At 62.0% G+C, this 13,439-nt stretch carries 10 protein-coding genes; 7 read left to right on the forward strand and 3 right to left on the reverse strand.

The features are described 5' to 3' along the window. Window positions 1-28 precede the first annotated feature (28 nt). Window positions 29-1,891, forward strand: coding sequence for a hypothetical protein (locus VMT40_RS15245; RefSeq protein WP_326358780.1), 1,863 nt, complete (start codon window positions 29-31; stop codon window positions 1,889-1,891). An 89-nt stretch (window positions 1,892-1,980) separates the two neighbouring features. Beyond that, window positions 1,981-2,667: a hypothetical protein gene (locus VMT40_RS15250; RefSeq protein WP_326358782.1), complete on the forward strand. Its 687-nt coding sequence runs from the start codon at window positions 1,981-1,983 to the stop codon at window positions 2,665-2,667. Between the two features lie 179 nt (window positions 2,668-2,846). Here the strand turns inward: VMT40_RS15250 and VMT40_RS15255 are convergent, their stop codons facing one another. Together VMT40_RS15255 and VMT40_RS15260 are read right to left on the reverse strand one after the other, a co-directional pair. Further along, a complete protein-coding gene (locus VMT40_RS15255) occupies window positions 2,847-3,215 on the reverse strand; it encodes a VOC family protein (RefSeq protein ID WP_326358783.1) in 369 nt (122 codons plus the stop codon). Window positions 3,216-3,258: 43 nt separating this feature from the next. Then, window positions 3,259-4,173 carry an MBL fold metallo-hydrolase gene (locus VMT40_RS15260; RefSeq protein ID WP_326358785.1) on the reverse strand — a complete coding sequence of 305 codons (915 nt, stop codon included), beginning with the start codon at window positions 4,171-4,173 and terminating at the stop codon, window positions 3,259-3,261. A 118-nt stretch (window positions 4,174-4,291) separates the two neighbouring features. On the opposite strand from VMT40_RS15260, the gene VMT40_RS15265 reads away from it, so the two are divergent. The 5 genes from VMT40_RS15265 (at window position 4,292) to VMT40_RS15285 (ending at window position 11,805) form a co-directional block, all read left to right on the forward strand. Then, entirely contained in the window at window positions 4,292-4,717 is a 426-nt protein-coding gene (locus VMT40_RS15265; protein WP_326358786.1) for a MarR family winged helix-turn-helix transcriptional regulator, read from the forward strand. Window positions 4,718-4,877: 160 nt separating this feature from the next. After that, entirely contained in the window at window positions 4,878-5,294 is a 417-nt protein-coding gene (locus VMT40_RS15270; protein WP_326358787.1) for a VOC family protein, read from the forward strand. A gap of 942 nt (window positions 5,295-6,236) precedes the next feature. Then, on the forward strand, window positions 6,237-7,514 hold the full coding sequence (locus VMT40_RS15275; RefSeq protein WP_326358788.1) for a competence protein CoiA family protein: 1,278 nt from the start codon (window positions 6,237-6,239) through the stop codon (window positions 7,512-7,514). Next, complete coding sequence (locus VMT40_RS15280) at window positions 7,514-9,943, forward strand: UvrD-helicase domain-containing protein (RefSeq protein WP_326358789.1); 2,430 nt, start codon at window positions 7,514-7,516, stop codon at window positions 9,941-9,943. The genes VMT40_RS15275 and VMT40_RS15280 overlap by 1 nt, the downstream gene beginning before the upstream one ends. Before the next feature lie 1,574 nt (window positions 9,944-11,517). Then, on the forward strand, window positions 11,518-11,805 hold the full coding sequence (locus tag VMT40_RS15285; protein ID WP_326358790.1) for a hypothetical protein: 288 nt from the start codon (window positions 11,518-11,520) through the stop codon (window positions 11,803-11,805). A gap of 1,088 nt (window positions 11,806-12,893) precedes the next feature. On the opposite strand, the gene VMT40_RS15290 is transcribed toward VMT40_RS15285, so the two are convergent. Further along, a complete protein-coding gene (locus VMT40_RS15290; RefSeq protein WP_326358792.1) occupies window positions 12,894-13,208 on the reverse strand; it encodes a hypothetical protein in 315 nt (104 codons plus the stop codon). Window positions 13,209-13,439: the final 231 nt, after the last annotated feature.

Consider the following 13,439-nt stretch of genomic DNA (forward strand, 5'->3'; position numbering starts at 1 on the left):
TGCAAGCAAATAGATCGGGGGTACGTCGGTGACCGACATCGGCATGAATATCGACCATCAAGGCAATCTGTACCTGGCACAACGAGACCAGATTTTCAATACCTCGCATTACGTCGACGGTTTCGTACAAACCGACCCGATCGCACCGACCAAGTTCGCCGCGTGCGCGAAGGAGCGTTTCGTTCCTCGGGCAGGTGAATGGGCTACCGCCCGCAGCCGGTTGGAGGCGAACAGATTACTGGTGCTGCGCGGCGAGCGCGGCACCGGCCGACAGACGGCAGCATTGTGGCTATTGGAGCAGTTGTGCGGTATCGGTCGGATATCAGCACTCAATCCAGAGTGGACTCGCCCGCGAAAGCAATTGCTGCCCAACTCAGTTCGCAGCGGCGAGGGTTACCTGCTGGACATGTCCGAGCCGACCGAAGAGCAGGCCGCAGACGATTTCGCAAAGGAGCTGCAGCAGTATGCCGAGAACAAGAATATCTATCTCGTAGTCACCACCACCGCGGCGGCGTGGTCGGGCGCGTGGACCGCGGGTGTGGACGACGTGACGCTTGACCTAACGTCGCCGTCCGCTCAGCAACTCGTTGCCAACGAGCTACGTGAAGGTGGCTTCGTAGATCCGATGTCGATTCTTGTCGATCACCGATTCTCGGAGGTGTTCGATTCCAATCCCACCGCAGCAGATGCCTGTCGGCTGGTGGAGATTATTCGCCGCCGTCCAGGTGCCGATGCCGGAGACATCGTCGCTGAGTACACAGACTGGCGTGGGTTGATCGATCAGGAGATCCCGGACGGTTTGGGTTCGCGAGCCTTGTGGTGGTCGTGCGCTTTCTGCAATGGCGGCAGTCAGACCTCGATCTTGGGGATGGCCGAGGCCCTACGTAAGCAGCTAGGTGAATCACGATCAGCCCTGGATGTTCTGACCGACCTGCCAACCACACGCCGACTGGCTGCGGCGGAGCTTGAGAGCAGGGACAGGGGCGTGACGTTCAAATCAGGTCGTCCCGGATTCGCCGCTGCGGTGCGGCGCCATCTGTGGGAGGAGTACAACGACCAGACCGGGTCCTTGACCGAATGGATCGTGGGTCAGGTCAGTGCGCTGCCGACCGAGGATGCGAAACGAGTTGTCGACGGGGTCTTCGATCTTGTTGTCAACTTTCAGGACGACCTGCTGTTACGCAAATTGCGCGATGCTCTCGTCGGTCAGCGCAGGTCGCTGGCAGTCGAGGCTTTCACCAAAGGCGCTCTGGACCAGCGATTCGGCCCACACATGCGGGCCTGTCTCAACGCCTGGGCGAAGTCCACGTCCAGCTCTGATGTTGATCTGGTGACCGAGATCTGTGGCGGAGAGTTCGGAGAAATGATGCCCGAACGCGCGCTGGTCCGTCTGCGGCACACTGCACAGCGCTCGATCCCAGGGAGTGCGATTCTGGCCCGCTCATTGAGCAGGTTGGCTGAGGTCCAACCCACGAAGACCCTGCAGGCGATCGCCGCGTGGATGAAGGAACCCGCGGCCGAAATCTCCGGTGTCCGCGCCTTTCTCGCGCTGGCATCGGAAAAGGAGGGCGCGCGGCTACTATCGGGTCAGCTAGCTGTTCAATCCGAATCGCTTGTAGGGACTGATGTTCTGGTTGGCTACTTCCGGACTGCCTTGCGCTATCCGGACTGCGAACCGGTGTTGAACGTCGTATTGGAACGATGGGCCGACTATGCAGAAGAGGGGGCTCTGGATTGGGAGGCCACCGTACAGACGTTCGGTGTGGTGCTGGCCCCGCGGTTGAAAGATAACATCCTTCAGCGGTTCTTCGTTCCGGATCGATTCGACGACAAGAATTTCTGGGCGGGGGTACTGGCCAAGGCGACCGAACCTCTATGGAACCACGGCTAGTGCCTCCGCGAACTCGGGCTTGGCGACCCCTACGGGTACGCAGAGCGAAGTTCCTCGCTGACCTTCCTACCAGTAGCCCTAACGTTTTCATGACAGCGCGAGGGCGCGTGTGGTTCCGGCGATTGCCGGGCGATGGACCGAAGGTTCCGGTTCGGATCACGCGTGCCATTGCGCTGCTCGCGGCGCGAGCAGCGGCGAGCGAAGTAACGACCGCAACAGCGCCCGAGTCGTTGTTCGAGGCCCAGCAGCGCCTGGCGATCGCGTTGGGTCAGTGGGTCGGCGCCAAAGTAGACCAGCGTATCGAGTTCAGGGCGAATCTGCGTCTGTCTCTCGGGCCAGAGTACGAGCGGCGAGCCCAGGAGTATGCGCTAGCACGCCAGGCTGCACACGTGGAAGCGGTGATGCGGCAAGAGCGCTTGCGATATCTCGGCGAATACATACTCGATGATCTGCGTCGAGCGAAGCTCTGGTGGCTTTCGAGTCAGATAGACCAAACGGGCGATGCCCAATTCGACTGGTCCACGTTCGATAAGCACATCACCCCCCTGATCGATAGCTCCAGCCGCAACGAAGACTTGAAAGTGGTTGTCGCGGAGGTGATCTCAACCCTGGTCGATCGGGTGCACGATGATCCTACGAAGCTGCAGACTTGGGAGAACATGGTTAAAGTACTACTCAATATTGTGGGCGAGCCCCAACTGGGTGAGCGCCTACACCCTCTCTTCCACCCTTCACTTGTCAACGACGTTTCCAGCGCGGACCCGGCCGTCGGCTGATCGGCATGAGGGTCAGCCCGTGGGCCGACCGTGGCGCAGCGCCATGGCACTGCGCCACGCCGAACACGCCAGCGTCGACAACTGCAATACACCGCAGCCGACCACTGGAATGCCCGATGGCGCTTCTCCGCTGGCCGGTGCTCCGCGACGTCAGCAGGAATGAGCGCGGGTTCTGGTGGTCACGCCGATGGCGGCACCGTGAGGCAGAACGGATGCCCCGCTGGGTCCGGCAGTACGCGCCACTTCCCTGGCGCTGGTTGGGCTTCCGGCTTCCGGGCCCCGAGCGCTATTGCGGCCTGCTCCGATTCGTCGAGGTCATCGACTAACAGATCGAGGTGCAGTTGCTTGGGGATCGTGCTGTCGGGCCAATCCGGCGGTTGATGATCGAGAACTCGCTCGACGGTGATAGCCACACCACCGGCTCGTAAGACCACCAGCTCTTCGGACTCGAAAATCGTTGTGAGGTCGAGTAGTTCACTGTAGAAGCGCCCGAGCCGGATCGGGTCGTCGCTGTCGAGCGCTATCGCGCCCAATCGGGCTACTGCCATTGTGTTCTCCGATAGTGCGAATGTCCGCTGCCGACTGTGGATTTCAGGGCAATGGAACCCAGCAGGTGGTGTCGTCAGCCTCGCGGGCCACAGTGCCGAATACAACATCGGCGAAGTGGATGCCGAAGCCCAGATCACCGGTGGCAGCAAGTTCGTCGATCACATGCCGACGAGCGCGCTCCGCCAAGTCTGGATCGTGGTCAAATCCGGACGCCCAGTGTGGATGTCGGACCTGCAAAGGTGAGTGCAGCGCGTCACCGAAGGCGAGCAGACGCTCCCCCTCGGAGGTGATAACGAACGCGGTATGACCAGCGGTATGGCCCGGGATCACCAGGGCATGGACGCCAGGAAAGACTTCTTGCCCCTCGTCGATGATGCGGACCTTTGGCACCATGGCGGTCAGCATCTCCAGGGTCACCCCGTGCTCGGCCAGGTGCCGATGCTCCCATTCCTTTGCTGTCACAAAGTAATCCGCATTCTTGAAGGCGGGTGCGGTGCTGCCGGGTACCGGGTGATGGGCCCAGCCCAGGTGGTCGACGTGGAGATGGGTGAACGCGACTGCCTCGATCTGATCCGGTGTGCGGCCTACTCTCGCGAGTTTTTCGAGCAGGCTGCCGCCGCCGATCGCACCGATCAACGGATTGTCCGGGTCGTCGGGCACGGTGACCGGCCCGATCCCGGCATCGATCAGCAGTGCCCGATCGCCGGACTCGATCAGCAGCCCGCCGATCCCGGCAGGCAGATTTCCGTTGAGGTCGAGGTAGTCGGCGTGGGCGGTCCAATCTCGGTCGGTCGCCGCCGGTAGTGCGCCGTGTGGCTTGAGCGCGACCGAGCCGTCGGGGATGTAGGTGACGCGAAGCTGGCCAAGGCGAATCGAGCGCATGCGGGCAGGTCGTCGCAATCGCGCATCACCCGTCATGGAAGTGGTTGCGGTGAAAGGGATCCTGAATGTGGTCATGGTGGTGGTCCTGTCGGTTGTGCGAGCTGGAACGGGTGGTCGACCACGCAAGGAGGTTAAAGCTGTAACTATTAAAGTTGCAATGGTTTCAGTTCGATGAGTTGATAAGCTGGCCAGTGTGAGCACGTCTGACACCGGGGAAGAGGCCGAACGAGAAGTGTGCGGGCTGGTGAACGCGCTGGCCCGTCGGATCGAGGCGCACGTCCGCACCCGCGCCACCGCGCTGGGGCTGACCGCCGCGCAGGCGGTAGCACTGCGGGAGCTGACCGGCCCGATGACCATGCGAGAGCTCGCCGATCGAATGAGCTGCGAACCCTCCAACGCGACCTTCGTCGTCGATCGCCTCGAGGAGAAGGGCTTCGTCGAGCGCAGACCGCTCCCCGGAGACCGCCGCATCAAACAAATCGTTCTAACCCGCGACGGCCAGGACCGACGCAAGCAACTACTCGCGGTCCTGACCGACGATTCTCCGCTCCAACCGCTCACTCGGCATGAGCAACAGACTTTGCAACGGCTCCTGACTCGCGCGGTTACGGGCAAGTAGCCGTGGAGCCGGATCTATTTCCGGCGAGCGCCTTGCTCCCCCGACCTCGTCGAAACTCCAGGGCTCCGTGCAAATCCGAGCACCTGTGACACCTACGTGATGCTCAAGTGCAAAGAGCGCTACCGAAATCGGCTAGCTCCGACAACCACGTGATGTCACCATGACGCGGACCAACCCGTCCAACCAGCATGACCAGGAGTCGACAAAAATGACGGAGAGCTTTCAACTAGCTGGAATATCTCTGGATTGCGACGACCCCGGTCTGCTGGCACGTTTCTACAAAGACCTTCTCGGCGGCCAAATGGTGTGGAACAACGAGCGCAGCGCAGGGATACGGCTCCCCTCGGGACTCACGATCATCGCTCAGAAGGTCACCGGATACACCCCACCACCTTGGCCGGGAACCTCGATCGTCCATCTCGACCTGGCCGCAAATGCCGACCTTGACGAGTGCGAGAAGCGCGCACTCCGCTGCGGAGCCACACAACTTTCCGACCAACCCGACCCACGCTGGCGGGTACTGCTCGACCCGGCAGGACATCCGTTCTGCATTACCACCTGCACCCCACCCTCATAGCACCAGCTGCCGCCCTTCTCTGCCTGCACTTGACGAACTCGATAGGGACACCAACTCGATGCGCCCTGTGCATCCGATGAGGCGGCTACCCGTTGCCCGGCGCGGAGGAGTCGCTCCGGGCAACGGCCGCGGTTGCCCTTGCACTCAGGCAACCCACCCGTACGGGATACAGCCGGTAATACGCTGCCCTAGTACGACATCACTCAGGTTCGAGTCGGTTGATAATGTGATGCCGTCCGCCCGCAGACCAGGGGGCTTAACAGTCGGACGCCAACTGGCGACGCCACCACCGCCCTAGCCAAACTTGCTCAACGCAACCATCATTCAGAATGCAAGCTTTCATATCGGAGCATTCAGTTGGGTGATTCGGTGTTGACCGTGCTGCTGGTGCCACTCAGGATTGCGACAGGCGACGATCCGACTCGCCTTGTTCGCGCATCAGCGAAACCGACTGCAGGAAGAACCTTTTGAGATTCGGCCCATTGCATGGCCACCAGCCCAGACGATCAAGTCATGGCGACGAGCATACGAAAGGACACCGAAAATTACACTGCAGCACAGTATGATTCGATGGACGGAGTCGAACTCCCTGAACTCCTTCGACTGTAAGCAAACGACTAGCGACTGATGCTGTGGAGTTGCACCGGACGCCAGTCCAGGCAACGTCGGCCGCAATTTCGACGCGACCGTCGACATCTGCCTCGAACCGCCGTAGGATCGATACGGGTCGCAAGGTTGCCATAACTATACTTCTGAACTCAATAATTCCGGCGCTCAACATAACTGAGATATTCACCAGAGCTTCGCGCTCCTCCTTTGATCTTCTAGCCGGATCTCAGCAAACATTCCAAGTCGAATAGCGCGACCCCGCAAGTGCTCTCCGTCCGCTGGACATCTGTCGCGGCCGGAGCGCCTCCGCCTATTCCTCGAAGGATGTTCCAAGTGAGTGTCAACAACCTCACGGTCGCGCTCGACATCGCGCGTGCCGAGTATGTCTGCATGCCAATAGATCCCGCCGATCCACGCATGGATGAGCTGCGTGCTGCCGGTTACCGCGGTGCGGGGACACTGGTGTGCGCGCTGTGCTTCGCCGGTGTCGGCGTACAAGCGGGAACAACGGTGCCTGTAGTGGTGAAAGGCCGTATCGGAGGTGAGCGGCGGCCACATTTCGCGCACCCGCCGGGTCGACGACCCGCCAAGGGGCCGCATGAGCCGGAATCGATCTGGCATCTGGCCAGCAAGATGGCGCTCGCGACATGGGCTCGCACGCAGCCAGATGTCGTCAATGTCCGTACCGAGGTCTGGCTGCCGAACCATGAGCGGCGCTGCGATGTTCGTGTCGCATTCGTCAGCGGTTGCCAGCTCGCGCTCGAGGCACAAGCCTCCCGCTTGACCGATGCCGACTGGAGGCATCGGCATGACGACTACTGGGGCAACGGTGTCCTCGATGTGTGGCTATGGCATCCCGAAAGTCCCATCCCGTGGATGGTTCTCGAGGTAGACGACCACCCGCAACAGTTATGGATGTTCGATCCCTGGCGCGAGTCGATCACGCTGATGGTCGGTGCACCGCATGTCCGACAACCGCTAACGTCCGACCGCGACCCCATGCGCCACGTTCAACATCTTCCTCCGTGTGCTGGAGATGACTTGATTCCCTTCGAGTTCCCGTTGTCCGACCTCGTTCTGACCCCGCAGGGCATCGCGGTCCCGAAGGAACTCGAAAGCCAGCTGGCGGATCAGCTGAAGCAACAGCCGGACAACTCGCAGTTCATCGATCGGTCGAGTTCCGCGCTGCACGCTCCTGCAGGTCTCGCCCCAGCGCCCGGACTGGCGAACAGCCGACCCGTCCCGCACACTGCTGGCAACCGGAAGTCCTTCCCGGGCGAACAATCCCTGGATGCTGCTGCGCAAGCCCACCTGGACTGGATCATTCTGCAAAACGCGCTGCATGCTGCTGGCCACGTCATCGACTATCACGACGCCCCACAGCTACCACTGCCACCGACGAAACCGCGCGCCATGCGCTGCGCCCGGTGCGGCACGCTGTGTCCGCCGAGTCTCAAGCCGGATGCCGTCGCGCCGTGCCGACCGGAGGAGAGGGACGGGATCGCCCACACGGTGGGACACCGCAGTGGTGTCGTTCCTTCCGGCTATCTTGGGATTTCGACGAACCCGCACAGCTCGTCGGCGGCTACAGCGATCAGGCGAGGTGCGTGATGATCGAAAACACTGTTCCGGATCTAGCGTTGACGGAGTGGGGAATTCGAGACTGCACCGTGGCCGCAGATCGGTTCAACGAACCTGGTTGGTCCTACGAGGAATCCCTCACGGTCGAATGTCCGGACGGGCACGCACCATTGCATGTCGTCCGTAAGCCCTACGAACGCAACGGGAAAACGCTCCGATATACCGCACTGATCTGTACCGATTGCCAACATGCCTACGAGATGCGCGATCTGGGCTATACGTCATATCCCCAGCTGCGCAGGAACTCTCACCCCTCCGATGAGAATCCAAGCGTGACCGGAACTGACCGGGCACATGCTCCGACGGATGCGAGGACATCACGCCCGAAGCACAAACCGACCGAGGAACAGCAGCGCGTCATCGACGCCGCCCTCCAGCAACGGAACATGGTTGTTCAAGCTGGCGCGGGGGCCGGCAAGACAAGCACCTTGGAGATGGTCGGCAACGCCCTGACCGGGAGGAAAGTGGCTTACATCGCCTATAACCGCGTCACCGCAGGAGAGGCGCGGAGCCGCTTCCCCCGCCACGTGCGTAGCTCCACTTCCCACGGGCTTGCCCGCACCCACCGAGAGCGGTACCAACATCGCCTGGACAATACCCAACGGCAACGAGCCCACGAACAGGCCCAGATCCTCGGTATCGGCAGGTGCGTCGAGCTCTCCTCCACGCTGCTGCTCCCCCGCGACCTCGCCCGAATCGCAATGGAAACGGTGACCCGGTACTGCCACTCCGACCACGAGGAGATCGGCCACCACCACATTCCTCACCAAACCGGGATCGACGAACGTGAACTGGCCGAACTCGCAGACGTCGTACTCCCCTACGCACAGCTTGCGTGGGCCGATATCCGAAACATCAACGGCCGATTGAAGTTCGAACACGACTTCTACTTCAAGATGTGGGCATTGTCCAAACCGCGGCTGCCATTCGACGTGATAATGCTCGACGAAGCCCAAGACACCAACCCAGCACTCGCCGCTGTGATCGCCGCTCAGGACGCCCAGCAGATCCTCGTTGGCGATTCCAACCAGCAGCTCTACTCCTGGCGTGGAGCCGTCGACGCACTCGACACCTGGGAAGGCGACGTCATCCGCCTCACACTGCAGCAGTCGTGGCGCTTCGGACAAGCCATCGCCGACGAAGCCAACCGATGGCTGACCGTCCTCGGCGCCGAACTGCGGCTGATCGGCAATCCCGCACGGAACTCGACCGTCGGTCGGGTCCAGCACCCGGACGCCATCCTGTGCCGAACCAATGTCGAGGCAGTTAAGCAGCTGATGGACATCCTGCAGACCGGCCGCAGGCCCGCGCTGGCCGGGGGCGGGGACGCGATCAAGAATCTCGCCGAAGCAGCCCGCCAGCTCAAGAGCGGGCAGCGCGCCAGCCACCGCGAACTGTTCGCTTTCAAGACCTGGGGCGAGGTACAGGATTACGCCGAGAACGAGGACAGCGGACGAGACCTCAAACCCTTCGTAGACCTCATCGACGAGCACGGCGTCGAAACGGTGTTGAGCACCATCAACAGTATCGCCACCGACGAGACGACTGCCGACGTGGTCGTGTCCACAGCTCACAAAAGCAAAGGGCGGGAATGGGATACGGTCACCGTCGCGGAGGACTACCGCGAACCACAACCCGACGACGACGGCAACCCCGGACCGATCCCCAGCGCGGACGCCATGCTCGCCTATGTAGCGGTCACCCGCGCCAAACGCCGACTAGACCGCACCGGGCTAGCCTGGATCGACAACTACCTACCACGCCGCCAAGCATCTGCGCCACCTGCCCGATCATCAACCTCGGCAATCCGAAGCGAAACCCCCCGTGCGACGATCCACGATCAACTGCCGTCATCACAAGAACTTGCTGCCCACCTACACCAGCACGCCGGACCGATCATCGACCGCATCGAATCACGTGACCTCTCAGGCAATACCGGCGGCTATACCGTTCTCGTTTGCGAACATCCGACCTACCCCCTGGTTACCGTGGTGACGACAGGACTCCGATTTTGCACACCATCGCCCGACACGGAAATCGCCGTCACTGCATACAGGAATCAGGTCGAGCTCGCACGCCAGTTGCTCGAGGTCACCGCGATGACGGCCCTCGTCCAGTCCTACGCCTTGGTCACCGGGCACCGAATGTTCAGCCAGACACCACTAGTCTCCGGCACCAACATCTACGGAATCGTCGCCGATGAGCACCCCTACTTCGGCGCAGACTTCGGCACCGTACGCGCGCCAGCCGGTCACCAACTCATCCGGCTGATCACTCTGCTACCGCTCGTCGGCGACGAGCTGGACTACATCCGCAAGTTCGGACACATTGCTATGAACACTCTATGGCGGATACAAGACACACGACTTGCCGATCTAACCCGGCACAGCAGCTCCTGACTGCCCTTCCAAGCAGTAAGCGCCCCCTATCGTGGCCACGGGACCCACGAGCGAGACTGCCGCCCCTCATCAGGATGATCAGGAGTGGGCAATGCTCGCCAGCAGCTGCGACCTGGTCGGCGACCTGCTTCGCACGCCACAGGTGCCAGCGCCTACCCGTCAACGGACTCGCGACCACCAGGGTCAGGAGGGCAGCCGACAAACGCGACCAGCGCACCCAACGCTGCCGGAAAAACCCACCCACCCGCTCGGTACAGGCACACTCCCAGCATACGAAGATCAATCCGACTACGGCGTCTACCGGTAAACACTGCGTTTCCCTCCGCCGATCACACCCTCACGGCGGCAAACCGGTTGCTGAGCAATCTGTTCCGAATCTGAAGCCAAGAAGGCAGCACTACACCGAGCGCGGATGTCCGACGGCAGTGTGCCTGTCGATCTGCTCGGCTCGTCGGCATGCGCGGTCAGTGTGACACGGTCGGTGTGCAAAGGAAAGTGATTGGAATTTGGGTGGATCCGCACGAGAAGATGCTGGTCAAGAAGTACGCTCCCCGCGCGTGCGGGGTGAGCCCTGCACCCAATTGATCGCGGCGGCTTCGTTCTCGTCTCCCGTGTTGGCATATTCCGCAAATCTCCCGCGTGATCGATACCGTCACCTCAGCACCGCTTTGGTCGCCATACCGAGGAACGGGCCGCCGTGCGTAGGCCGCGGATGGCCGACTGCCAATGTCAAGCGGTGCAAATATTTCGCGCGTCCGCATCAATGGCCTCGTTCGGAGCCCTCGGGAATGGCGCTGGAATCAATCCACCACATCTGCAGTAGAACGGTCGTTATGACGTCGAGACTCGCGCCGGACCCTCCGACCCAGCGCGGCCCCAGGTCGATCACCCCCGCCCGGCTCAAGCACCAATGTTGATATTCTCGCCGGACATTGTGATCCGGCGCTGCCCCCACCGTCCAATGCCTGTGTTCCGCCGAAATTGTTGAGATTCTTGCCGGACCTTGCGATCCGGCGATGCGAGGGTTGGCTGAGCGACCCAAGACAACGGTCTTGTTGAGATTCTCGCCGGGCCTCGCGACTCGACGCTGCAGGGGCCAATCGCCGGGCCCGAGGTACTCGACGTCGTTGAGATTCTCGCCGAGCCTTGGGGCTAGACGCTGCATCTGCGTTCGCCTTCACCGCGTTGATCAGCAGGTCGTTGAGATTCTCGCCTAGCCTTGTGACTCGACGCTGCCCGGGTTCTCAGTCCACCCGAATACCCAGCAGTTGTTGAGATTCTCGCCGAGCCTCGCGACTCGACGCTGCCCGACGGCCCCTGCCAACGGCACCCCGCGTCACCGTGATGTTGCGATTCTCGCCAGGCCTTGCGGCTCGGCGCTGCGGGGCCGCCAGCGCCGATCAGGATCTGAATCGGCTTGTTGCGATTCTCGCTGAGCCTTGCGGCTCGGCACTGCGCCGCTTTGATCAGGACTTGCCAGCTCGACCAGTCGTTGTGATTCTCGTCGAGCCTTGCGGCTTGACGCTGCTCGGGAGAGTCGTCGACCGTGGCTCCATGCCAACAGACATCGGCGAGTGAAAGCGGCGCTGCAGCATCCATCTTCGCCACGGTTCCTATCGAACTGGTTGAGATCCTCGCCGAGCGTTGCGATCCAGCGCTACTTCGTGCTCATGACCGTGCGCGATTACATCGCGTTATTGAGATTCTCGCTGGCCGGACCCTCCGGCCCGGCGCTGCCGCTTGCTGCCTTGCGGCGCTGGCGTTCCGGGGACGTTGAGATTCTCGCCGGACCCTCCGGTCCGGCGCTGCGAGCGCAGCTCCTGCTGCTCCGGGCTCATCTCGCGGTTGAGATTCTCGCCTAACCCTGCGGCCCGGCGCTCGTCCTCCAGCCCGAGCGTGCAGCGTGCTCTGGTGTCGTTGAGATTCTCGCCGGACCTTGCGATCCGGCGATGCTCACTTACTGATGTGATGCATCCCCGGTCACATGTGCGTGTTGAGATTCTCGCCGGACCCCCGATCCGGCGCTACACCGCTGGCCGACCGGGGCAGGCCGCGTTTTGGTGGTTGAGATTCTCGCCGGATCTTGCGATCCGGCGCTGCTAACGCCATACACGCCGGAGTCAGCAACTGCTCGTCGTTGAGATTCTCGCTGGACCTTACGATCCGGCGCTGCTCCCACTGGCCAGCGGGGAATTTACGCTGTCTGGATGTTGAGATTCTCGCCGGGCCTTCCGGTCCGGCGCTTCCCGATCTCGGGTTCCTTCTTGGTCAGCCACACCCCGTTGAGATGCTCACCCCTGTAGTCCGACGCTGAACTCCTGCCAGCCCACCACCGCCGCCTTTGGCTGGTTAAGATTCTTCGCCAGGCCCTGCGATCCGGCGCTACGGCTGAACAGGTCGCCTGGCAGGTAGCAGTGCTCGGTGTTGAGATTCTCGCCGAACCAGCAGTCCAGCGCTGCTTCGCAGTCCCCCTTCGTCGAATTCCTCCATCTCTGTATGTCGGACCGTGAAGGACCACGGAACCTGATCAGCGCTCCCAGTCCGGCCGGTCGACGGTCCGGGCATTCTTGATGCTGGCGGGCACCGTGGGGTCAAATGCACTCACGCAGTTGGATGGTGCGCCCGGCCACCGGCATACCACCCAAAACCGAGAGATATCAACGATCCTGGCGGGACCGGCAGGCGAGCCTCTTGAGACTCTCGCCGGACCTTGCAATCCGACACCGCCCGCGCGATCGCTTTTGATCGGCGCATGTAGGACGTTGAAATTCTCGCCAGACCCTACGATCACGGCGCCGCCCACCGCCTCGGCGGCGTCGATGTGGGAGCGGTAGTTGAGATTCTCGCTGGACCTTCCGATCCGGCGATGCTCAGGCGGGTACAGACCGCGCCACCACGTGAGTGCCGTTGAGATTCTCGCCGGACCTTGCAATCCGGCGCTGCATTACGACTACATCCTCATCGACACACCTCCGGAGTTGAGATTCTCGCCGGACCTTGCAATCCGGCGCCGCCCGGGCCGCTGCCCGAGGCTCCCGGGCGCCTGCTCCTCATTGAGATTCTCGCCGGATCCTCCGAACCGGCGCTGCATCCGGACCATCTCAGGCAACGCGGTCATGACGGTGTTGAGATTCTCGCCGGACCTTGCGATCCGGCGCAGCGCCCAAGGCCAGAAACCGCTCGTCGCCGCCGACATGTTGAGATCCTCGCCGGACCGTGCGATCCGGCGCTGCCCGTTCGGCGCGAGTTGTCTGCGCGAATCCACACGTTGCGATTCTCGCTGGCACGGCAGTCCGGCGCTATACGAGCTTCACACCGGGCAGGTAGCAGTGGTCGATGTTGAGATCCTCGCCGGACACATCGCTCCCCCTACCTGCCGTACTGCCGAAGTTCGCCGCTCACGCGTGGATGTCGGTCCCTCAGAGTACAGTCGCCGCACAAGATGCTGTTCTATCAGTTCGACGTCGTATCCGGGGCGGCAACGATGATGAGATCG

The organism is Nocardia sp. CDC160 (assembly GCF_035818795.1).
Lineage (GTDB): Bacteria > Actinomycetota > Actinomycetes > Mycobacteriales > Mycobacteriaceae > Nocardia.

Excerpts from the sequence above, each read along its gene's own strand:
- VMT40_RS15250 (WP_326358782.1), top strand. The coding sequence starts at position 1,981 with ATGACAGCGCGAGGGCGCGTGTGGTTCCGGCGATTGCCGGGCGATGGA.
- VMT40_RS15255 (WP_326358783.1), bottom strand. The coding sequence starts at position 3,215 with ATGGCAGTAGCCCGATTGGGCGCGATAGCGCTCGACAGCGACGACCCG.
- VMT40_RS15260 (WP_326358785.1), bottom strand. The coding sequence starts at position 4,173 with ATGACCACATTCAGGATCCCTTTCACCGCAACCACTTCCATGACGGGT.
- VMT40_RS15270 (WP_326358787.1), top strand. The coding sequence starts at position 4,878 with ATGACGCGGACCAACCCGTCCAACCAGCATGACCAGGAGTCGACAAAA.
- VMT40_RS15280 (WP_326358789.1), top strand. The coding sequence starts at position 7,514 with ATGATCGAAAACACTGTTCCGGATCTAGCGTTGACGGAGTGGGGAATT.